Source organism: Pseudomonas sp. EYE_354 (genome assembly GCF_023148575.1).
Taxonomy (GTDB): domain Bacteria; phylum Pseudomonadota; class Gammaproteobacteria; order Pseudomonadales; family Pseudomonadaceae; genus Aquipseudomonas.
On the sequence record NZ_JAHXNQ010000002.1, the window covers coordinates 175,067 to 197,055 of the forward strand.

Here is a 21,989-nt window from a genome sequence, read left to right on the forward strand (position 1 = left end):
AGTAGCAACCATATATCTTAAAACTTTTTTAAGTGGTAAGGTAAAAAAGGCGAAGGGCCCTGGCCCTCTTCGTTTATAAAATTCCTGTAACTCATCAGTGCAGCAAGTAGGCCAGCCACGACAAGCGTGATTTTCATAAACCTTCCAAACTCTAATTTACGACTGTTATAAACTACAAGTATACAAAGTGGGTAGGCAAATGATAAAAGATCTAAAAAACGAAGCCCTGCGTAAGATATTGTCGAAACAAACCAAAATATTAACGTAGATCCGAGCCCCAGCAGTAAAAGCTTTGCTTTATCAGCTCGCGCTAAGTTTGACATGAAGACACCAGAAACCAGCACTAAAAGCGTCAGTATTTTTCCCAACCCCGAAAATGAACTGGGAGACTCAAAGCCTTGATACGAATTAATTTTACCGTAAAAATAACTCTCATTAAAAATAAAAAAACATAGGGCCAATAATACTGCTAAGGGAACGATCAATATATTTTGGGTTCTAGCCCACCTAATTTTAGAAGCCCATAATAAGACCATAGAAACCAAGGTGGAATAATGAAAAAACAAAGATGCAGTTGCCAGCCCCACTCCACGTACTGCTCTATCTTGTCTTAATTCTTGGGTAGCGAGTAAAATCATCATCGCAGCTATACCCACTCTTAAACCATTCATACTATATTGATATATAAAAGCAGGCAAAATATAAGAAACTAATAAAAACTTCTCCAGTTTATTTGACCTATATATGTAAATAAACAAAGCGCAAAAAACCAAAAGTCCAAGTATTCTCACCGTGACTGAAGCATCACCCGTAATTTCTAGGAGTAACCAGCTAATTAAAACAAATCCAGGCTCCATGCCAGTCCATACAGGACCACCAGACAGGTGTCCAACTATTATTTCATAGGCATATGTGTCTGTACCTACAAGGCCTCGGAAAAAAGACATTAGAAGAAAAACGAAAACCACCACGTATAAAAAAATTGAAGTTCTATATCCTGAGATTGAAGTCAGGATAAATGCCAAAAAAATAAAGACCCAGCCGGCCAAATATATCATGTGCGTTGAGAGAGATATTTATACATTAATGCACGTCGCCAATAACGAATTAACGACCACCCTTTCAAAATTAAGGACTTAGTTAGACCTATATACCCATACTTTCGCAAAACATTATAAACATCAAGTTCACCTTTTTCCATTCCCCAGAGATCACCGCTGAGTCCAGCATGACCATACAATGGCTTATAACAAAAGGTTAAGGGAATGTTTACAGTAGCACAAATATATCCTGCACATATTAACCTACACCAGAGTTCGTAATCCTCACAAAAACGCTTGCCAGCAGAAAATCTGATTGCTATGTCACGCTTTAACAACACAGAAGGAGTAGAAAACTTATTAGATAGGAGCAATCTAGTTTTGGAGACCTTATCAAATAAATAATCATCGACTTTGTAACTTTTCAAAGCGTCATTTGAAATCCCATCAACCACAATACCAATTTGCCCCGTGAGCGAAAAATCAGGATTGCGCTCCATCCATCCATATTGTATTTCAAGCTTTTGAGGATGCCAGCTATCATCTGAGTCCAAAAATGCAACGTATCTATTTTTTGATTTATCCCAGCCAGTATTTCTCGCAGTACCTGGACCACAATTCGAACTGAGCGGAATTACCCTCAACCAACCTCCAGGATAATCCTTAACTAACAATTCCAAAAACTCCAAGGTTCCATCACCGCTTGCATCTTCAACAAGTATAATCTCAGATGGTCGCAGTGTTTGGGAATAGACAGAGTCAAGAGCACGCCTTATCGTATCTTTACAGCGATAGCAAGGGATCACAACGCTAACATCAGCATACGTCGGCAAGCTCATTTGCGCCTTATCGTTCATTAATACCGCCCAACCATATAAACCTCAATAGCATAAAAAACCAAGATCAACATTTACCGGACACGTTAATGCTCAAAATAAAACCACGCTATCAAACTAAGAGATCATTTTAAACTATCTTGTATGTAATTCAGCGTCATGAGCAAGCTCTTAATACCTTCCACACCTAAAAGCTCGGTATTATGGGAGGTGTAATCATCGATAATATTTGCTTCAGGATGCCCTTCGACAATAAATTTATCGTAATTCAAATCTCTATTATCTGCGGGAATACGATAGTAGCGTCCCATATCTGTTGCCTTGGCCATTTCCTCACGGGAAACTAAAGACTCATAAAGTTTTTCACCATGGCGTGTACCAATAATTTTTACGGGAACGTTACTGGAAAAGAGCTCTTGCAAAGCAATAGTCAAATTTCCGATAGTGCTCGCTGGGGCTTTTTGGACAAAAATATCACCTTGCTCACCATGCTCAAATGCATGAAGTACGAGGTCTACAGAATCCTCTAAGCTCATCAAAAAACGAGTCATTTTAGGATCTGTTACTGTTAACGGTACACCGGCCTTAATCTTCTCTACGAAAAGAGGAATAACCGACCCTCTTGAAGCCATAACATTACCATAGCGAGTCGCGCAGAAGATGGGCCCGCCCTCTCGTACACTCCTGGATTTAGCAATTAATATTTTCTCACCAAGCGCCTTTGATATACCCATAGCGTTAATTGGATATACCGCTTTATCAGTACTGAGCAACACAACACGCTTCACGTTATTATCAATAGCAGCGTTCAGAACATTTTCCGTTCCAATCACGTTAGTTTTAACAGCCTCCATAGGGAAAAATTCGCAAGAAGGTACCTGTTTTAGCGCTGCCGCATGAAATACATAATCAACATCAATCATTGCATGTTTTAAACTTGAGTAATCACGAACGTCACCCAAATAAAATTTAACTTTGTCATTAGATAATGCTATTCGCATATCTTCCTGCTTTTTTTCGTCTCGACTAAAGACTCTAATTTCTTTAACGTTAGTATCTAAAAACCTTTTAAGGACCGTATTACCAAAAGAGCCAGTCCCACCAGTGATCATTAAGATTTTATCATCAAACATTTCTACACCTAACTTATACTTACTCACATCGTCGCTCTCATTTTTGAGACCAATACGTCCCATGACGGCGGATTATAGCCCATTATAGATCGAAATTTACTAGAGTCCAGAGAACGGTCAATTTTCACCGAGTCATCAGGGATCAGCACGACATCTTTCTGATAATTTTTAGCAATTAAACGCAACAACGCTAATTTGTCAATTGCATCACTCGATACATGGTAAAGACCATACACACTGTTATCAGGCAATACGTAATCTCTTATTACCGCAGCTAATTCAACGGTAGGTAAACCCGAAAAGACTGCATTGGAATAACCTTTTACGGTCCCTTGTTGCGACAAAAACCAATCAACTAGAGAGTTCTTAGAGTTTAATTCGTGACCTATGATTGAAGTTCTTAATGTTATTGCATTTTTTGAATCAGTGACTTCTCCAATAAATTTGGATCTACCGTAAAGGTCTTCAGCATCAGATTGGTCAGTTTCAATATACCCGCCACTCCGCCCGGAGAACACGCAATCAGTGCTTATATGTACCAAACGAGAACCACATAGTTCGCACAGCTTTAATAATCTATGCGGTAGCAAAGCATTAAGTGGAATAGCGACAAGCGGATCTTTTGACGTGGCAAATTGCTTAATTAGGCCAACACAGTTAATGACTACGTCAGGCTTAATTTTTATAAATACATTTAACAACTGCTCAATATCAAGCACATCTACATTTGTGATCAGATTCGGGTGAAGCTTTTCGTCGAAATACTTCAACCCGTCCGCATTTCTTAGCGTGCCGTTTACATTGTAGCGCTTATCAAGACTCAACTCATTGAACACGGAACTCCCCAACATTCCAGTGACACCTAAGACTAAAACTCTCATATATTCATTCCTCCGGCGATAATCTCAAAACCCTAAAAGTCACTTGAATTTCAATAGGGTCTTTTTAAAAACCAAAAAACCACATAAAAACATTATGACTACGCTTATAGACTCTAAGCAAAGCACCGTATAAACATTAAAAAATTCATTTGCGTAGAGCTTTACAAAATTAAAAATTATCGCCGCAATTATAATCGTGAATAATAAACAAGATATTAATTCACGATTTACGACTCTAACAAAATCAAACCTTTTACCCACAAAGTAAAACGTCATGCAACACATATACATGTTATATAGTAGCCAACTGTAAGCCCCACCAATTACACCATAAATTGAAACCAAAAGAGGTAAAACGACTATCACTATTGGCAACCAAGCACAGTTCAACTTTAACGACATTGAAGTCCATTTAGCGGCCAGCTGGAGCGCAAACGGTACAATTAACAGACACTGCAACGCTGTGCCAACGATCAAAACTGGAAGGATACTGCTAACATTTTTTGCGAGCGCTAGGGGGAATACCATTTTTAAAGCATCTTCGCCATAAAAATAAATTGCGGGGCACAGTACTCCCATCAACAAAACCACACCGATACTGGATGCTCGAAACACATCCAAAATCTTTGTTTCATCTAAAATATTTAAATTAATTGAAAATCGGGGAAATAAAACCGAGTTCAATGCCGACGAAAAAACATAGGGCATCCCTGCTATAGTGCTAGCTAAAGTATAAGCTGCATACTCAACCAAAGTGCTGTGCCCACTTAAATATATTTTATCAAACTGCACTACAAAAACGGTAGTTATTGAAATAAAGAAAACTCCGCGACTAAACGAAATCCCTTTCTTCAAATAACCAAACTTAATACAAATTTTATCATATACATCTGAAAACTCTCTAAACGAAAAATAAACCAGTCCAAGCAAATAGAAAACCTGAATAACAACCTGAACTACAAAGTAAAGCTTTATGTTATTTGAGCTATAAAAAAAATAGACAACTATTAAAGCACCTAACGTTCTTGCCAGAGAATATGGTATATAGACAAGATTCAGCCTAAATTGGCGTTCTCGACCAATTAGCACGCCTTGGAGTATCATTATCGGTAAAGACATACCTACAAAAAGACCAATGCATACTAATGAATCTACTACATCTGCTCCAGACATTAGATTAAAATTCAACCAATTTTCTACTATGGCTTTTGAGCTAATTATGACTATTGTCGATATTAAAATGCCTAAGAATATAAAGAAGGCGAAGTAGGTTAGTGCCATTGATCCAGCAGACACTTTATAGCGCGCAAGCCCCCTTAACTCTTGAGCCTTACTGGATGATAACTTTTGAATAAGGCTGCTAGTTAAGCCCCCTTCAAATATCATCATCACCATAGCAATTGTGGTAAAAAATCCCACTAATCCGACCGCCTCAGCGCCGAGCAAGCTGGCCAACCAGGGTAACGAAAATATACTTGCGAACGCGTACACTAGTCTACCGGAGAGACTGGCCAACAATAATGATCTGAGATTACTTTGTTTTAACACGATGCTTCATTCGCTCTTTTTTATTTTTTAGTCTTCAACATCCATGATGATATTGGTCGTTCATCTAAACGCTTTTGCAAATGGCTATCCAACTGTTTTCTAGCCAAAAAAACGTTATCTACAACCCCTATTACACTTGCACCATTGCTTGGCCCTGGATTTAGAAGTCGCTTCAACTTGAGCCTTATAAAGCGCGCAGCAACAGAGAATAGTTCCTTGAAAACATCAAAGTAACCCACATTCTCAATTTTACTTTTCTTTGCAATTCTCCACGCGCCAACTGAGTCTTTTAAATAATCGGGATGATAAAAAAAACACAAGGCATAAAGTCTCGCAAAGTTAAACCCATTTATATTATTGTGCACTGAAAGCGTTTCCCACGCTGCATGCGCCCAGACAGTTTCGACGCTAAAAAACGATGGAATAATTTCAGGCCAATTTAACTTTTTAAAGGGCGTGAGGTGGGGGTCTTCTTTCAAATTACCTTTATGCGTACCTATCGCGCTTCTTCCGCTGTTGCTATTACCACCTCCTCCAGGCATCGTAAAAGGAAAATCTAATAAATGATATGTGCCACCGAGAAGACTTAAGCCGACAGACGCAGACACATCAGGGCTGGTGCCATGTAGCAATAGGCCATTATCATTAATAATTTGATCCAACAAACGTCTTGAAACTAAACCATGGTATAGCTTTGGCATACCATCAGTACCTTGACAAGCCATACTTAATGCAACACCCAATCTTTCATTCAAATCAAATTGAGTCAGACTACAATCAAATTCAGATATATAGATTCTTCCTGCATGTGCAGCTCCATAATTTTTTGTCCGAAAGTCAGGCCAGTAATACGCCGCCTTTAAACTTGGAGTAAGCATTTGTATATTTTTTTCTTTTGCAAACTCTGCAACTTCAACAATATAGCGTGAAACTGTATCATCATCACCAATCAGACATACATAACGCCCATCCGCGAGACGAACGGCTCTTTCATGATTCTCGGTCATTGACAGTCGATCCTGCCAATGGACATATAACAGCCTAGGATGTGGATTTTTTTTAACCCACGATAGTAACTCGCAGTTATCATTACTTGTATCATGCACAACGACTTGAATACTTTCAGAGTCAATATCTAATAAACTTTGCACACATGAAATTGCATAACCAGAGCGGTTATGGGTTGCTATGACTATCGAAACTAAGTACTTATCACTATCCATTATTTATTCAAACTCAATAACGAAGCACAGAATTTATACGAGCCACTTACACCCAGCATGGAAACAATTTCAACTACTTGATATTGAATTCGATGCTGGGCATGATCAGCCTTGTTCTCATTCTCTAACTTGAAGGAATAGCGATGGCCCATCTCCGACGGCCTCATAACCATCCACATGATCGACATAGCGCTCAGCCGACACAATTTGCGGAAAACCCAAAAATAGCGCTTGCCCGACGGATTAATATTATCTCAACGTGATCAAACTTTCCAACACAGTGACGAGATACACACCAAATGAGACTGACGAACGTTAAAACAAAGGCATTTCGCCACTACTCTTTTGCAAGATTTACTTTATTGAGACGCGGTGGAACTGCCCTATATTTCACCAAAGGAAACGATGAAATAAATACAAAGCCTTGGCCTGAAGAATGAAAATCAAAAATTTTAATTCAGGATTTTTTAAAAATTAACTCATCAAAGATGAATTTCCTGTCATTTTGACCTTAACTTTAAAACTCGGCCAATCAGCATTCCGATAGGCGCAACAGCCAAGCCTAAAAGGAAGGCTCCGGTGATGAACACCGAAGCTGGCAAAGAACCAGTTGTCCAGCCGTATAGAGACAAACTAGTTTCTTGCTGATTTTCAAGTATAAAAGCAATAGTGATTGTTGCGATAACTAGCATCGATATGATTAGTACAACCCGCCTAATCCCAAGCATAAATATCCACCTGCGAACGAATCAAATCCCTTCTTCCTCATCCTCATTAACCCGATCGCGCAATTCCTTGCCCGGCTTGAAGTGAGGAACAAATTTTCCGTCAAGGCTGACGGACTGGCCGGTTTTTGGATTACGGCCGACGCGTGGCGCACGGTAGTGCAACGAAAAACTCCCAAACCCACGGATCTCAATCCGATCACCGGTGGCCAGACACTGGGACATTTGCTCGAGCATGGTCTTGATGGCCAGCTCCACATCCTTGGATGAGAGCAGCCCTTGATGGGTGACAATTCGTTCGATCAACTCCGACTTCGTCATATTTTTCCCTTCTTTTTCAAGCAGCTAGGAAAAGCGCTTCGAAGGTTTTAGCATGACTTGATGAATTTGAACAGCCCATACATAAACTTATCTGCGGGTTAAATAAACACCCACAGAGCACATGCATTGCTCTCAATTGCAGATCACCAGCATGGTGCGGGTGACTGCGCCGGCAGGGTTCCAGCCGAACAGAGAGTCGCCCTCTTCGTCCTTGGCATCGCTGGACCTGGTGATGACCTTGTAGCCCTGCATCTTGCATTCTCGGGCGGCGCGCTTCTCGCACTTCTCCCAGCTATTACCCAGGCCAGAGCAATCTACCTGGATGCCGCTGACGCCGCGCCTCGCGTGGGTCTTGGCGCTGGTGATGGAGCAGCCTGCAAGCATTACCACTACGAGTACTAAGATAAGCCTGTTCATTGAAATCCTTATTGAAGCCATGACACGGGAGCGCTTTTATCAAGACTATAGTCAGTTCTGACAGCAGGCCGTGAACCATGGTTCTCCTGTGTTGATTCAACGAATTTCAGGTACAAAAAAGGGCGACCGAAGTCGCCCTTTTTACAGCTTTACAGAACTTAGTTCTGTTTAGCCATTGCTTCGCGCAGCAGGGAGGCCATGGTGGTCTCGCCTTGTGCAGCTTCCGGAGCGGATTTCAGGCTCTGGATGGCTTCTTTCTCTTCCACTTCGTCTTTGGACTTGATGGAGAGTTGGATTACGCGGCTCTTGCGGTCAACGCTGATGATCTTGGCTTCTACTTCCTGGCCTTCTTTCAGAACGTTGCGCGCGTCTTCAACGCGGTCACGGCTGATTTCGGAGGCTTTCAGAGTCGCTTCGATATCGTCGGCCAGAACGATGATGGCGCCTTTGGCGTCAACTTCTTTCACAGTGCCTTTAACGATGGCGCCTTTGTCGTTCTCTTGAACGTACTCGGAGAACGGATCGCTTTCCAGTTGCTTGATACCCAGCGAGATGCGCTCGCGCTCTGGGTCAACCGACAGGATAACGGTGTCCAGCTCGTCGCCCTTCTTGAAACGACGAACAGCTTCTTCGCCCACTTCGTTCCAGGAGATGTCGGACAGGTGAACCAGGCCGTCGATGCCGCCGTCCAGACCAATGAAGATACCGAAATCGGTGATCGACTTGATGGTGCCGGAGATTTTATCGCCCTTGTTGAACTGGCCAGAGAAATCTTCCCATGGGTTAGATTTGCACTGCTTGATGCCCAGGGAGATACGACGACGCTCTTCGTCGATGTCCAGAACCATAACTTCCACTTCGTCGCCGACTTGTACGACTTTCGAAGGGTGGATGTTCTTGTTGGTCCAGTCCATTTCGGAAACGTGTACCAGGCCTTCAACGCCTTCTTCCAGCTCAGCGAAGCAGCCGTAGTCAGTCAGGTTGGTAACACGCGCGGTGACGCGAGTGCTTTCTGGGTAACGGGCTTTGATAGCAACCCATGGATCTTCACCCAGTTGCTTCAGGCCCAGGGAAACACGGTTGCGTTCGCGATCGTATTTCAGAACCTTGACATCGATCTCGTCGCCAACGTTGACGATTTCGGAAGGATGCTTGATACGCTTCCAAGCCATGTCGGTAATGTGCAGCAGACCATCGACGCCACCCAGATCGACGAATGCGCCGTAATCGGTGAGGTTCTTGACGATACCTTTGACTTGTTGGCCTTCCTGCAGGGATTCCAGCAGAGCTTCACGCTCGGCGGAGTTTTCTGCTTCCAGGACGCTGCGACGGGAAACGACAACGTTGTTGCGCTTCTGGTCGAGTTTGATGACCTTGAATTCGAGTTCTTTGCCTTCCAGGTGCGTGGTGTCGCGCACAGGACGAACGTCGACCAAAGAACCTGGCAGGAACGCACGGATGCCGTTAACGTCGACAGTGAAGCCGCCTTTAACCTTACCGTTGATAACGCCCTTGACCACTTCTTCAGCTGCGAAGGCTGCTTCGAGAACAATCCAGCATTCAGCGCGCTTGGCTTTTTCACGGGACAGCTTGGTTTCACCGAAACCGTCTTCAACCGAGTCCAGAGCAACGTGAACTTCGTCACCGACATTGATTGTCAGATCGCCAGCATCGTTGTAGAACTGTTCCAGCGGGATCAGAGCTTCAGACTTCAGACCAGCGTGAACGGTTACCCAGCGAGCTTGGTAATCGATATCAACGATAACACCGGTGATGATGGAGCCTGCCTGAAGGTTCAGGGTTTTTAGGCTTTCTTCAAAGAGTTCCGCAAAGCTTTCGCTCATTTTAATTCCTGTTGATAAGGGCGAAGAATACGCCCATCTCCACACCCCAGACGGTGTGGGTCAGTTTCAGTTAAAAGAAGCCACCGCAGGACTATGACTGGTCCCCTGCGGCCTTCTTGATCACCCGGCGATATCGCGAATGGCGATTTCACTCAAGATGCGTTCCAGCACCTGCTCGATGGACAACTCCGTGGAATCCAGCTGTATGGCATCAGCCGCCGGCTTGAGCGGGGCTACTGCACGCTGGGTATCACGCTCATCGCGTGCACGGATCTCATCTAGCAGACTCGACAGACTAACACCATCGACTTTGCCCTTCAACTGCAAGTAGCGGCGGCGAGCGCGCTCCTCGGCGCTGGCCGTCAAAAAAATCTTCAAGGGCGCCTCGGGAAACACTACCGTGCCCATGTCGCGGCCATCTGCAACCAACCCCGGCAACTCCTGGAAAGCCCGCTGGCGCTGCAGCAACGCCTCACGCACGGCCGGCAGCGCGGCGACCTGGGAGGCCCAGGAACCGACCTGCTCGTTACGCAGATCGTCCGTTACATCATCGCCTTCGAGGATGATGCGTTGCGGATGACCTTCCGTCGCGCCGACGAACTGCACATCCAGGTGCGCCGCCAGCAGCTTCAGGGACTCTTCGTTGGTCAGGTCGACGCCGTGGTTACGCGCCGCAAACGCCAGCAGACGGTACAGCGCGCCGGAATCCAGCAAGCACCAGCCCAGACGCTTGGCCAGGATGCCGGCGATCGTGCCTTTGCCCGAGCCGCTTGGCCCGTCGATGGTAATCACCGGTGGTTTGATATTCACAATTGAGCCTCTTGGGCAACACGGATGCCGACATCGGCACACAGTGTCAGAAAGTTCGGAAAAGACGTAGCAACATTGGCACAGTCATGGATACGAATAGGCGCCGTGGCCCGCAGGGATGCCACGCTGAACGCCATGGCAATGCGATGATCACCCTGGGCATGCACAGCGCCGCCGCCGATCAGGCCACCCTCAATGATAATCCCATCCGGGGTCGGTTCACACTTGCCCCCCAGCGCCAGCAGACCGTCGGCCATCGCCTGGATGCGGTCAGACTCCTTCACGCGCAGCTCTGCGGCGCCGCGCAAAACGGTGCGCCCCTGCGCACAGGCCGCCGCGACAAACAGCACCGGGAACTCATCGATCGCCAATGGCACCAGGGCTTCAGGAATCTCGATGCCTTTGAGTGGCGCTGCGCGTACACGCAGGTCGGCGACCGGTTCGCCACCCACTTCACGCAGGTTTTCCAGGCGGATATCGGCCCCCATCAAGCGCAGGATATCGATCACCCCGGTACGCGTGGGATTGACGCCCACATGCTCCAGCAGCAGCTCAGAACCCTCGGCGATCGACGCCGCCACCAGGAAGAACGCCGACGAGGAAATATCCCCCGGCACTTCAATATGGGCCGCCTTAAGCACATGGCCCGATTCGACCGACGCGGTCGCCCCCTCCACCGCCACCGGATAACCAAACCCGCGCAGCATGCGCTCGGTATGGTCTCGGGTGGGCGCCGGCTCGGTGACCGCGGTTTGGCCTTCGGCGTACAACCCGGCCAGCAACAGGCAGGATTTAACCTGGGCGCTGGCCATCGGCAGCGCATAGCGCATGCCCTTGAGCGTTTGGCCGCCACGAATGGTCAGCGGCGGACGCCCTTGCGGGCCGGTTTCGATCACCGCGCCCATTGCCCGCAACGGCTCTGCCACGCGGCTCATCGGGCGCTTGGACAACGACGCGTCGCCCGTCAATACGCTGTCAAAGCGCTGCGCCGCCAGCAACCCGGACAGCAAGCGCATGGACGTACCGGAGTTGCCCAGATAGATCGGCCCCGGCGGCGCTTTCAAGCCATGCAAACCCACGCCATGAATGGTCACGCGCCCATGGTGCGGGCCTTCAATGACCACGCCCATGTCGCGGAACGCCTGCAAGGTGGCCAGGGCATCTTCGCCTTCCAGGAACCCTTCGATCTCGGTCACACCTTCGGCCAGCGAACCCAGCATGATCGACCGGTGCGAGATCGACTTGTCACCCGGCACCCGAATACGCCCGCTCAAGCGGCCGCCAGGGTTGGCGACGAAGGTCAGGTCATCGGCGTTCACAGCGGTTTCCATATAGGCCCGGCGTGCCAGGATCTTGCTGAAATGCTCACGCGCCACCCGCGCACGGGTGAACACGCCCAATAATTGATGACCATCCCCTGCATCGACCGCATCGCGCAAGGCGTCGAGGTCGCTGCGGAAGGTATCCAGGGTGCGCAACACCGCTTCGCGATTGGCGAGAAAGATGTCGTGCCACATCACCGGATCGCTGCCGGCGATGCGCGTGAAATCGCGAAAGCCACCGGCGGCGTAACGGAAAATCTCGAGGTTCTCGTTGCGTTTGGCCAGCGAATCCACCAGACCGAACGCCAGCAAATGCGGAAGATGGCTGGTCGCCGCCAACACTTCGTCGTGACGCTCGACCTGCATGTGCTCCACATCCGCACCCAGCTCGCGCCAGAGCCGATCCACCACCGCCAACGCGGCCGGATCGGTTTGCTCGAGCGGTGTGAGAATGACTTTATGCCGGCGGAACAGCTGCGCATTGGAGGCCTCGACCCCACTCTGCTCGGAGCCGGCAATCGGATGCCCCGGCACGAAACGCGCAGGCATGCCGCCAAACGCCAGTTGCGCCGCGCGCACCACATTGCCTTTGGCACTGCCGACATCGGTAAGGATCGCCTGCCCCAGGTCCATGCCGGCCAACAACGCCAGCAACTTTTCCATGGCCAGGATCGGCACGGCGAGCTGGATCACATCGGCGCCGCGGCACGCGAGCGCCAGGTCAGCCTCGCAGCGATCCACTACGCCCAGTTCAACCGCCAACTTGCGCGATTGCGGATCCAGGTCCACACCGACCACCTCGCCACACAGCCCGCTTTCACGCAGGCCTTTGGCGAAGGAGCCGCCGATCAACCCCAGACCGACCACCACCAGGCGACCGATCATAGGCACAGCAGGTTGCAATGCAGTGACATCAACCACGAGCCAGAACCTTGGCCAGCGCCTCCAGGAAACGGCTGTTTTCAGCCGGCAAGCCGATGGTGATGCGCAGGTGGTTCGGCATGCCGTAGTTGGCCACAGGACGCACGATCACGCCTTCGCCCAGCAATCCCTGGAATACCGGGGCGGCGACTTGACCGAGGTCGACGCAGATGAAGTTGCCCTTGGACGGAATCCAGCTCAGGCCCAGCGCACGGAAGCCTTCCTGCAACTGCAGCATGCCGCTTTCGTTGATGCGTCGACCTTCTTCCAGGTACTCGGCATCCTGCAGCGCCGCACAGGCCGCCGCGAGGGCAAGGCTGTTGACGTTAAACGGTTGGCGCACGCGGTTCAGCACGTCGGCGACAACCGCTGAGGACAGGCCATAGCCAACCCGCAGAGACGCCAGGCCATAAGCCTTGGAAAAGGTGCGCGACACCAGCAGGTTCGGATACGCCGCCAGGAAGTCCAGGCCGTCCGGCAGGTCGCTGCCCTCGGCGTACTCGATGTAGGCCTCGTCCAGTACCACCAGAACGTGCTCCGGCACGTCCTGCAGGAAGTCGTTCAGCGCCTCGGCGTCGAACCAGGTCCCGGTCGGGTTGTTCGGGTTGGCGATAAACACGACGCGGGTGTGCGCGTCGATGGCCGCCAGCATCGCCGGCAGGTCATGCCCCCAGTCTTTGGCGGGAATGACGCGGGCGTCGGCGCCCACGGCCTGGGTCACTATCGGGTAGACGGCAAACGCGTGCTCGCTGAACACCGCATTCAAACCCGGCGCCAGGTAGGCACGACCGACCAGTTCAAGAATGTCGTTGGAACCGTTACCCAGGGTCACCTGGTTCAGCTCGACGCGGCACTTTTGCGCCAACAGCGACTTGAGGGCGAAACCATTACCGTCCGGGTAGCGCGTCAGCTCCGCGAGTTCTTCACGGATCGCCGCCAGCACCTTGGGACTTGGGCCCAGCGGGTTCTCGTTACTGGCCAGCTTGACGATCTTGGCCGGGTCCAGGTTCAACTCACGCGCCAGCTCGTCCACAGGCTTGCCCGGAACGTAAGGCGACAGTTGTTGCACGCCCGGCTGAGCCAGGGCGAGGAAGTTGCCACTCATGTTAACGCCTCACAAAACCGCTTTCGGGTAAGAGCCCAGCACTTTGAGCGCCACGGCTTCCTGACTGATTTTCTCCAGCACACCTTTGACCAGCGGGTCGCGGTGATGGCCGATGAAGTCGATAAAGAACACGTAGGTCCATTTACCGCTGCGCGAAGGCCGGGTCTCGATGCGTGTCAGGTCAATCCCGTTGTCGTGGAACGGCACCAGCAGCTCATGCAGCGCGCCGGGCTTGTTGCTCATGGAGACGATGATCGAGGTCTTGTCGTCGCCGGTCGGCGGTACTTCCTGACTGCCGATCATCAAAAAGCGCGTGGAGTTGTCCGGGCGGTCTTCGATCTTTTCGGCCAGGCGCGTCAAGCCATACAGGCCAGCGGCCATGTCACCGGCAATCGCCGCCGAGTTCCACTCACCCTTGACCCGTTTGGCCGCTTCGGCGTTGCTGGACACCGCCACGCGCTCGACATTCGGGTAATGCGCGTCCAGCCATTTGCGGCACTGGGCCAGGGACTGGGCGTGGGAATAGATGCGGCTGATGCTATCGGTCTTGGTGTTCTCGCCCACCAGCAGGTGGTGGTGGATGCGCAGCTCGACTTCGCCGCAGATCACCATGTCGTGCTCAAGGAAGCTGTCCAGCGTGTGGTTGACCGCGCCTTCGGTGGAGTTTTCCACCGGCACCACGCCAAAGTTCACCGCACCGGCCGCCACTTCGCGAAACACTTCGTCGATGGCCGCCATCGGCTTGCTGATCACCGCGTGGCCGAAGTGTTTCATGGCAGCCGCCTGGGTGAACGTGCCCTCAGGGCCGAGGTACGCGACTTTCAGCGGCTGTTCCAGGGCCAGGCACGAAGACATGATTTCGCGGAACAAGCGCGCCATCTCTTCGTTGCCCAACGGCCCCTTGTTGCGCTCCATCACGCGCTTGAGCACCTGGGCCTCGCGCTCGGGACGGTAGAACACCGGCACCTCGCCTTCCGCCAGGGACGCCATTTTGACCCGTGCCACTTCCTGGGCACAGCGTGCACGCTCACTGATCAGCTCCAGGACTTTCTCGTCCAGGCTGTCAATGCGTACCCGCAGGGCCTTGAGTTCTTGCTCAGACATTAGCCGTGTTCCTTTTCGAACTCTGCCATGTAGGCAACCAGCGCGTTGATCGCGTGGATGTCCACGGCGTTGTAGATGGAGGCGCGCATGCCGCCTACCGAACGGTGGCCCTTGAGGTTCAACAGGCCGCGCGCGTCGGCGCCGGCCAGGAATGGCTTGTCCAGACGGTCATCAGCCAGGCGGAACGGCACGTTCATCCACGAGCGGTCCGTCAGGTTGATCGGGTTGCTGTACAGGCCGCTGGCGTCGATGAAGTCGTACAGGGTGCGCTTCTTCACTTCGTTGAGCTTGCCCATGGCCGCCACACCGCCCTGCTCCTTGAGCCATTCGAAGACCAGGCCGGAGAGGTACCAGGCGAATGCCGGCGGGGTGTTGTACATCGAGCCGTTATCGGCCGCGACCTTGAAGTTGAGCATGGTCGGGCACAGGGAGCGAGCGCGACCCAGCAGGTCTTCGCGCACAATGTTGACCACAATGCCGCTCGGGCCGATGTTCTTCTGCGCGCCGGCGTAGATCATGCCGTATTTGGACACGTCGATCGGGCGCGACAGAATGTCCGAGGACATGTCGCACACCAGCGGCACGTCACCGACTTCCGGCACCCAGTCGAACTCCAGGCCACCGATGGTTTCGTTCGCAACGTAGTGAACGTAGGCCGCGTCTTTCGAGAGCTTCCACTCGTTCTGACCGGGAATGGCGAAGTAGTCGTAGGGCTTGGCGGTGCCTGCCACGTTGACGTGACCGTAGCGCGAGGCCTCTTCAATGGCCTTCTGGCCCCAGATACCGGTGTCGATGTAGTCGGCCGTGCCGTCTTCCGGCAGCAGGTTCAACGGGATCTGGGCGAACTGCTGGCTGGCGCCACCTTGCAGGAACAGCACTTTGTAGTCGGATGGGATGTCCAGCAAGTCGCGCAGATCCTGCTCGGCCTTGGTGGCAATGGACACGAACTCATCGCTGCGATGGCTCATTTCCATCACGGAGAGGCCTTTTCCATGCCAGTCGAGGAGTTCACCCTGCGCACGCTGCAGGACTGCTTCAGGAAGCGCCGCGGGACCGGCACAGAAGTTATAGGCTCTCTTGCTCACATCCAATCTCACTCTGATCTGGTGGGGTGGTGCAATAAACGGGTATTTCAATACTTTCAGACGGGACAAACAACAAGGGGGCGAATCTTCATCCGCCCCCTGTGTGTCCGCTTATTCCTGCGGTTCTTCTTCGTCTGCGGCAGCGTCGAGGGTTGGCTCGTCGACGTTGTCATCGCCGGCTGCGATCACTTCGCCGTCAAACTCCTCACCTTCCAACTCTTCGCCTTCGACTTCCGATGGCTCCTGAACACGCTCCAGGCCGACCAGTTTCTCGTCCTTGGCCAGCTTGATCAGGGTCACGCCCTGGGTGTTACGGCCCAGGCTCGACACTTCAGCCACGCGGGTACGTACCAGGGTGCCCTGGTCGGAAATCAGCATGATTTCCTCGCCATCAAGCACCTGGACCGCGCCGACCAGACGGCCGTTGCGGTCGTTGCTGACCATGGCGATCACGCCCTGTCCGCCACGCTTGTACTCCGGGAACTCGCTGATTGCAGTGCGCTTGCCATAACCACGCTCGGAAGCGGTGAGGATCTGGCTGCCTTCTTCCGGGATCAGCATCGAAATCAGCTTCTGCCCTTCCGGCAGGCGCATGCCGCGCACACCGCGGGCGGTACGGCCCATGGCGCGAACGTCGGATTCCTTGAAGCGCGTGACCTTGCCGCCGTCGGAGAACAGCATGACTTCACGCTCGCCATCGGTGATGGCTGCGGAGATCAGTACGTCGCCTTCGTCCAGTTCCAGGGCGATCAGGCCCACGCTGCGCTGGCGGCTGAAGGATTCCAGCGGGGTCTTCTTCACGGTGCCTTTGGCGGTCGCCATAAAGATGAAGTGACCTTCGGTGTATTCCTCGACCGGCAGCATGGTGGTGATGTACTCATCACTGTCCAGGGGCAACAGGTTGACCAGCGGACGGCCACGGGCGGCACGGGAAGCTTCCGGGATTTCGTAGGTTTTGAGCCAGTACACCTTGCCCTTGCTGGAGAACAGCAGCAGCGTGGTGTGGCTGTTGGCGACGAGCAGGTGAGCGATGTAGTCCTCATCCTTCACGCCGGTCGCCGATTTGCCTTTACCGCCACGACGCTGGGCCTGGTACGCCGCCAATGGCTGGGTCTTGGCATAGCCACCGTGGGAGATGGTCACGACGCGCTCTTCTTCCGGGATCATGTCACCCAGGGTCAGGTCGAGGCGCGCATCGAGGATTTCGGTGCGGCGCACATCGCCGTATTCGGCGCGGATCACTTCCAGTTCTTCGCGGATCACTTCCATCAGGCGCACGGCGCTGTTGAGGATGCGGATCAACTCGCCGATCTGGTTGAGAATTTCCTGGTACTCGGCCAGCAGCTTCTCGTGCTCCAGACCGGTCAGGCGGTGCAGGCGCAGTTCCAGAATGGCCTGGGCCTGTTCCGGCGACAGGAAGTACTTGCCTTCGCGCAGACCGTATTGCGGGTCCAGGGTCTCCGGACGGCACGAGTCGGCGCCGGCACGTTCAACCATGGCCACCACGGCGCTGGATTCCCAAGGCGTGCTGATCAGCGCTTCCTTGGCTTCCGACGGGGTTGGCGAGGCTTTGATCAGGGCGATGACCGGGTCGATGTTCGACAGCGCAACCGCCTGACCTTCCAGGATATGCCCGCGCTCGCGGGCCTTGCGCAGCTCGAACACGGTACGGCGGGTCACCACTTCGCGACGGTGACGGACGAAGGCTTCCAGCAGATCCTTGAGGTTCAGGATGCGCGGGCGACCGTCGATCAGCGCCACGACGTTGATACCAAACACGCTTTGCAGCTGGGTCTGGGCGTAGAGGTTGTTGAGGATCACCTCCGGCACTTCGCCACGACGCAGCTCGATCACCACGCGCATGCCGTCTTTGTCGGACTCGTCGCGCAGCTCGGTGATGCCTTCGAGCTTCTTCTCTTTGACCAGCTCGGCGATCTTCTCGATCAGACGTGCCTTGTTCAGCTGGTACGGCAGTTCGGTGATGACGATCTGCTGGCGACCACCGACCTTGTCGATGTCTTCGATCATCGAGCGGGCACGCATGTAAATGCGGCCACGACCGGTGCGATAGGCTTCGATGATGCCGGCGCGACCGTTGATGATCGCGGCGGTCGGGAAGTCCGGACCAGGGATGTATTGCATCAGCTCATCGACGGTCAGCTCAGGGTTGTCGATAAGGGCCAGACAACCGTCGATGACTTCACCGAGGTTGTGCGGCGGGATGTTGGTGGCCATGCCCACGGCGATACCGCTGGAACCGTTGACCAGCAGGTTGGGGATACGGGTAGGCATGACAGCCGGGATCATTTCGGTGCCGTCGTAGTTCGGCACCCAGTCCACGGTTTCTTTATGCAGGTCGGCCAGCAGCTCGTGCGCCAGCTTGGTCATGCGCACTTCGGTGTAGCGCATGGCAGCGGCGTTGTCGCCGTCGACCGAACCGAAGTTGCCCTGGCCGTCTACCAGCAGGTAGCGCAGGGAAAACGGCTGGGCCATCCGAACGATGGTGTCGTACACCGCGGTGTCGCCGTGAGGGTGATACTTACCGATCACGTCACCGACAACACGGGCAGATTTCTTGTACGGCTTGTTCCAGTCGTTACCCAGCTCGCTCATCGCGAACAGCACACGCCGGTGCACGGGCTTCAAGCCATCGCGCGCATCAGGCAGTGCCCGACCGACAATTACGCTCATCGCGTAGTCAAGGTAGGACTGTTTCAGCTCGTCTTCGATATTGACCGGGAGGATTTCTTTGGCCAGTTCGCCCATGAGAAGCCTGATTCCTTTTTCGGGTGAAACCTCATCACGTCCATATGGGACGAACGAAGCTCGCCGCTGCCGGCAGAGTGCCTGGCAACGACTTACGACAAATCAACGAGTTATGACACGGATCTGCACGTTATAGGCCACCCCTCGGGGCAGCCCTGGAAACCGCCGGATGTTATCACAATCGCCGCCACGCACCTATCCCCCTGATGCGCATGGAGGCTAGTAATTTGACGGATGACAGGCTTGTGGGGGACCTGAGAGGCTCAGAGCCGGATGGAGACCGTTTTTGGGGGCGCGGATCTGAAGGTTTTATTGACTTGCAGCGCCCACACCCCTCAATGCAATCGCTTGCGGCACATCAATTTGGCCAGCTTGACCGTATCGGGCCGCTCGACGACGCCTTTCTCGGTCACGATCACATCGATCAGGTCCGCCGGCGTCACATCGAAGACCGGGTTAACCGCCGGCCCAGCCAACCGCTGGCCGTTAATCTCCAGCAACTCGCCCACATCGCGCGCTTCCAGGGCGACATCATCGCCACTGGTCATCATCAGGTCCAGCGCCGAACTCGGTGCCACCACCATAAAGCGCACACCGTGGTGCATGGCGCACACCGCCAACTGGTACGTGCCGATCTTGCTGATCACATCGCCATTGGCCGCGATGCAATCGGCACCGACGATCACCCAGGTGATGCCCTTGGTCTTAAGGATATGCGCGCCGGCCGAGTCGGCATTGACCGTGACCGGAATGCCTTCGCCCGCCAACTCCCAGGCCGTGAGGCGCGAGCCTTGCAGCCAGGGGCGGGTTTCGTTGACGTAGACCTGTTCGACCATGCCTTCCAGAAACGCCGCGCGGATCACGCCAAGGGCCGTACCCACGCCGCCGCTGGCCAAGGCGCCAGCATTGCCGTGGGTGAGGATCGCCTGGGCATTGCCCTGATGCTTGCGGATCAGCTCGACGCCGAGTTGAGCCATGGTGAGGTTGGCCTCGCGATCACTGTCGTGGATCGCTATGGCTTGCGCTTCGAGCGCCGCGAGCGGGTCGGCGTGCTTCTTCACACGGTCCAGGCGGTCGCGCATGCTCTTGAGGGCCCAGAACAAGTTCGCGGCGGTGGGGCGGCTATCGGCCAGCAGTGCGTAGTCTTCTTCCCACGCGGCCTGCCAGTCGCCGCCCTCGGCCATCCGCGCGCGGGCGGCCAGCACCAGGCCATAGGCCGCACTGATACCAATGGCCGACGCACCGCGCACCACCATGGCGCGAATCGCGGCAGCCACTTCGTCTACCGTGGCGCACGCGACCCAACTTTCGCGGGAGGGCAAGGCACGCTGATCGAGCAGATGCAGCGTGCCATCGCGCCAATCGATGGCCTTCACTTTCTCCGCAGCCAACAGTCGATCGCGCATCCGATACTCCGCACTCATAAACAAAGCCGCCGATTATAGCGATCCGCCAGCCAGGACGCTCGGGTATACTTCGCCCTTCTTTTATAGCTGCCTGGGAAGAAGCCTGCGATGACCGCCACTGCCGCCCCGCTCGACTTGCTGTTGCTGCCAACCTGGCTGGTACCGGTCGAACCTGCCGGCGTGGTGCTCAAAGAGCACGCCCTGGGCATCCGCGACGGGCGCATTGCGTTTATCGGACCACGGGCCGCGGCGTTGAAGCTTGCGGCCGGCGAGGTGCGCGAGCTGCCCGGCATGCTGCTCAGCCCCGGCCTGATCAATGCCCACGGGCATGCGGCAATGAGCCTGTTTCGCGGCCTGGCTGACGATTTGCCGCTGATGACCTGGCTGGAAAAGCACATCTGGCCCGCCGAAGCCAAGTGGGTCGATGAAGCCTTCGTACGCGACGGCACCGACCTGGCCATCGCCGAGCAACTCAAGGGCGGTATCACCTGCTTCTCCGACATGTACTTCTACCCCAAGGTCGCCAGCGACTGCGTGCACAACAGCGGCATGCGCGCGCAGATCGCGATTCCAATCCTCGACTTCCCGATCCCCGGCGCCAGCAATGTCGACGAGGCCATTCGCCAGGGCATCGAGCTGTTCGGCGACCTCAAGCACCACCCGCGCATCAAGATCGCCTTCGGTCCCCACGCGCCGTACACCGTGTGCGATGACAACCTGGAAAAAATCCGGGTGATCGCCGAGGAACTGGACGCCGCGATCCACATGCACGTGCACGAAACCGCCTTCGAGGTGCAGCAGGCCGTCGAAAAAACCGGCGAGCGCCCGCTGGCGCGCCTCGGTCGCCTCGGGCTGCTGGGCCCGCGCTTGCAGGCCGTTCATATGACCCAAATCAGCGAGGACGACCTGGCTTTGCTGGTAGAAAGCAACACCAGCGTCATCCATTGCCCGGAATCGAACCTTAAACTGGCCAGCGGCTTCTGCCCGGTAGAGCGGCTGTGGCAGGCTGGCGTCAATGTGGCGATCGGCACCGATGGCGCCGCCAGCAACAATGACCTGGACCTGTTGGGCGAAACCCGTACCGCCGCGATGCTGGCCAAGGCCGTCGCCGGCTCGGCCACGGCCCTGGACGCCCACCGTGCCCTGCGCATGGCTACGCTCAATGGTGCGCGGGCCATGGGACTGGAAAGCGAGATCGGCTCGCTGGAGGTGGGCAAGGCGGCGGATATCGTCGCGTTCGACCTGTCGGGGCTGACGCAACAACCGATCTATGATCCGGTCTCACAACTTATATATGCCACCGGGCGCGATTGCGTGAAACACCTTTGGGTCGCCGGCAAGCAGTTGCTCGACGACCGCAAACTGACCCGCATGGATGAACGACAGTTGACCGCCACGGCCATCGCCTGGGGTCAACGCATCAGCGGGCACACCGAATAACGTCGGTGTTGAAACTACGCTTCAACACTGGCCAACCGTTTTGTCAGATTTAGAGGATCCAT

The 21,989-nt window shown here is 53.4% G+C and carries 17 protein-coding genes; 1 reads left to right on the forward strand and 16 read right to left on the reverse strand.

What is annotated here, in order from left to right:
• Window positions 1–17: 17 nt before the first annotated feature.
• From KZX66_RS03530 to mtnA, 16 genes are all read right to left on the reverse strand, one after another.
• Window positions 18–1,025, reverse strand: coding sequence for an EpsG family protein (locus KZX66_RS03530; protein WP_248076472.1), 1,008 nt, complete (start codon window positions 1,023–1,025; stop codon window positions 18–20).
• A 29-nt stretch (window positions 1,026–1,054) separates the two neighbouring features.
• Window positions 1,055–1,897 carry a glycosyltransferase family 2 protein gene (locus KZX66_RS03535; protein WP_248076474.1) on the reverse strand — a complete coding sequence of 281 codons (843 nt, stop codon included), beginning with the start codon at window positions 1,895–1,897 and terminating at the stop codon, window positions 1,055–1,057.
• Between the two features lie 104 nt (window positions 1,898–2,001).
• Window positions 2,002–3,009: a polysaccharide biosynthesis protein gene (locus tag KZX66_RS03540; RefSeq protein WP_248076917.1), complete on the reverse strand. Its 1,008-nt coding sequence runs from the start codon at window positions 3,007–3,009 to the stop codon at window positions 2,002–2,004.
• 23 nt (window positions 3,010–3,032) lie between these two features.
• On the reverse strand, window positions 3,033–3,890 hold the full coding sequence (locus tag KZX66_RS03545) for an SDR family oxidoreductase (RefSeq protein ID WP_248076476.1): 858 nt from the start codon (window positions 3,888–3,890) through the stop codon (window positions 3,033–3,035).
• A 39-nt stretch (window positions 3,891–3,929) separates the two neighbouring features.
• On the reverse strand, window positions 3,930–5,336 hold the full coding sequence (locus KZX66_RS03550) for a hypothetical protein (RefSeq protein WP_248076478.1): 1,407 nt from the start codon (window positions 5,334–5,336) through the stop codon (window positions 3,930–3,932).
• Window positions 5,337–5,458: 122 nt separating this feature from the next.
• Window positions 5,459–6,661 carry a glycosyltransferase gene (locus tag KZX66_RS03555; RefSeq protein ID WP_248076480.1) on the reverse strand — a complete coding sequence of 401 codons (1,203 nt, stop codon included), beginning with the start codon at window positions 6,659–6,661 and terminating at the stop codon, window positions 5,459–5,461.
• A gap of 749 nt (window positions 6,662–7,410) precedes the next feature.
• Window positions 7,411–7,707 carry an integration host factor subunit beta gene (gene ihfB / locus KZX66_RS03560; RefSeq protein ID WP_065886416.1) on the reverse strand — a complete coding sequence of 99 codons (297 nt, stop codon included), beginning with the start codon at window positions 7,705–7,707 and terminating at the stop codon, window positions 7,411–7,413.
• A gap of 132 nt (window positions 7,708–7,839) precedes the next feature.
• Window positions 7,840–8,124: a hypothetical protein gene (locus tag KZX66_RS03565; protein WP_248076482.1), complete on the reverse strand. Its 285-nt coding sequence runs from the start codon at window positions 8,122–8,124 to the stop codon at window positions 7,840–7,842.
• A gap of 158 nt (window positions 8,125–8,282) precedes the next feature.
• Window positions 8,283–9,968, reverse strand: coding sequence for a 30S ribosomal protein S1 (gene rpsA / locus KZX66_RS03570; protein WP_016975322.1), 1,686 nt, complete (start codon window positions 9,966–9,968; stop codon window positions 8,283–8,285).
• A 120-nt stretch (window positions 9,969–10,088) separates the two neighbouring features.
• Complete coding sequence (gene cmk, locus KZX66_RS03575) at window positions 10,089–10,778, reverse strand: (d)CMP kinase (protein WP_248076484.1); 690 nt, start codon at window positions 10,776–10,778, stop codon at window positions 10,089–10,091.
• Window positions 10,775–12,985, reverse strand: coding sequence for a bifunctional prephenate dehydrogenase/3-phosphoshikimate 1-carboxyvinyltransferase (locus KZX66_RS03580; protein ID WP_248076920.1), 2,211 nt, complete (start codon window positions 12,983–12,985; stop codon window positions 10,775–10,777). Before KZX66_RS03580 ends, cmk begins: the two co-directional genes overlap by 4 nt.
• A 28-nt stretch (window positions 12,986–13,013) precedes the next feature.
• The gene (gene hisC / locus KZX66_RS03585) at window positions 13,014–14,126 is read right to left on the reverse strand and encodes a histidinol-phosphate transaminase (RefSeq protein WP_248076486.1); all 1,113 of its coding nucleotides are present in this window, start codon (window positions 14,124–14,126) and stop codon (window positions 13,014–13,016) included.
• Between the two features lie 9 nt (window positions 14,127–14,135).
• Window positions 14,136–15,230, reverse strand: a complete 1,095-nt coding sequence (gene pheA, locus KZX66_RS03590) for a prephenate dehydratase (protein WP_003172650.1) — start codon at window positions 15,228–15,230, stop codon at window positions 14,136–14,138.
• Window positions 15,230–16,315: a 3-phosphoserine/phosphohydroxythreonine transaminase gene (gene serC, locus KZX66_RS03595; protein ID WP_248076488.1), complete on the reverse strand. Its 1,086-nt coding sequence runs from the start codon at window positions 16,313–16,315 to the stop codon at window positions 15,230–15,232. The genes pheA and serC overlap by 1 nt, the downstream gene beginning before the upstream one ends.
• A 111-nt stretch (window positions 16,316–16,426) precedes the next feature.
• Window positions 16,427–19,081 carry a DNA gyrase subunit A gene (gyrA, locus tag KZX66_RS03600; RefSeq protein WP_248076491.1) on the reverse strand — a complete coding sequence of 885 codons (2,655 nt, stop codon included), beginning with the start codon at window positions 19,079–19,081 and terminating at the stop codon, window positions 16,427–16,429.
• A 335-nt stretch (window positions 19,082–19,416) separates the two neighbouring features.
• Window positions 19,417–20,487: an S-methyl-5-thioribose-1-phosphate isomerase gene (mtnA, locus tag KZX66_RS03605; protein ID WP_248076493.1), complete on the reverse strand. Its 1,071-nt coding sequence runs from the start codon at window positions 20,485–20,487 to the stop codon at window positions 19,417–19,419.
• Between the two features lie 108 nt (window positions 20,488–20,595).
• On the opposite strand from mtnA, the gene KZX66_RS03610 reads away from it, so the two are divergent.
• Window positions 20,596–21,927 carry a TRZ/ATZ family hydrolase gene (locus KZX66_RS03610; protein WP_248076496.1) on the forward strand — a complete coding sequence of 444 codons (1,332 nt, stop codon included), beginning with the start codon at window positions 20,596–20,598 and terminating at the stop codon, window positions 21,925–21,927.
• Window positions 21,928–21,989 lie beyond the last annotated feature (62 nt).

Coding starts and splice junctions, on each gene's coding strand:
- KZX66_RS03535 (WP_248076474.1), bottom strand. CDS start 1,897: ATGAACGATAAGGCGCAAATGAGCTTGCCGACGTATGCTGATGTTAGC.
- KZX66_RS03540 (WP_248076917.1), bottom strand. CDS start 3,009: ATGTTTGATGATAAAATCTTAATGATCACTGGTGGGACTGGCTCTTTT.
- KZX66_RS03545 (WP_248076476.1), bottom strand. CDS start 3,890: ATGAGAGTTTTAGTCTTAGGTGTCACTGGAATGTTGGGGAGTTCCGTG.
- KZX66_RS03555 (WP_248076480.1), bottom strand. CDS start 6,661: ATGGATAGTGATAAGTACTTAGTTTCGATAGTCATAGCAACCCATAAC.
- ihfB (WP_065886416.1), bottom strand. CDS start 7,707: ATGACGAAGTCGGAGTTGATCGAACGAATTGTCACCCATCAAGGGCTG.
- KZX66_RS03565 (WP_248076482.1), bottom strand. CDS start 8,124: ATGAACAGGCTTATCTTAGTACTCGTAGTGGTAATGCTTGCAGGCTGC.
- rpsA (WP_016975322.1), bottom strand. CDS start 9,968: ATGAGCGAAAGCTTTGCGGAACTCTTTGAAGAAAGCCTAAAAACCCTG.
- KZX66_RS03580 (WP_248076920.1), bottom strand. CDS start 12,985: ATGATCGGTCGCCTGGTGGTGGTCGGTCTGGGGTTGATCGGCGGCTCC.
- hisC (WP_248076486.1), bottom strand. CDS start 14,126: ATGAGTGGCAACTTCCTCGCCCTGGCTCAGCCGGGCGTGCAACAACTG.
- pheA (WP_003172650.1), bottom strand. CDS start 15,230: ATGTCTGAGCAAGAACTCAAGGCCCTGCGGGTACGCATTGACAGCCTG.
- gyrA (WP_248076491.1), bottom strand. CDS start 19,081: ATGGGCGAACTGGCCAAAGAAATCCTCCCGGTCAATATCGAAGACGAG.
- mtnA (WP_248076493.1), bottom strand. CDS start 20,487: ATGCGCGATCGACTGTTGGCTGCGGAGAAAGTGAAGGCCATCGATTGG.
- KZX66_RS03610 (WP_248076496.1), top strand. CDS start 20,596: ATGACCGCCACTGCCGCCCCGCTCGACTTGCTGTTGCTGCCAACCTGG.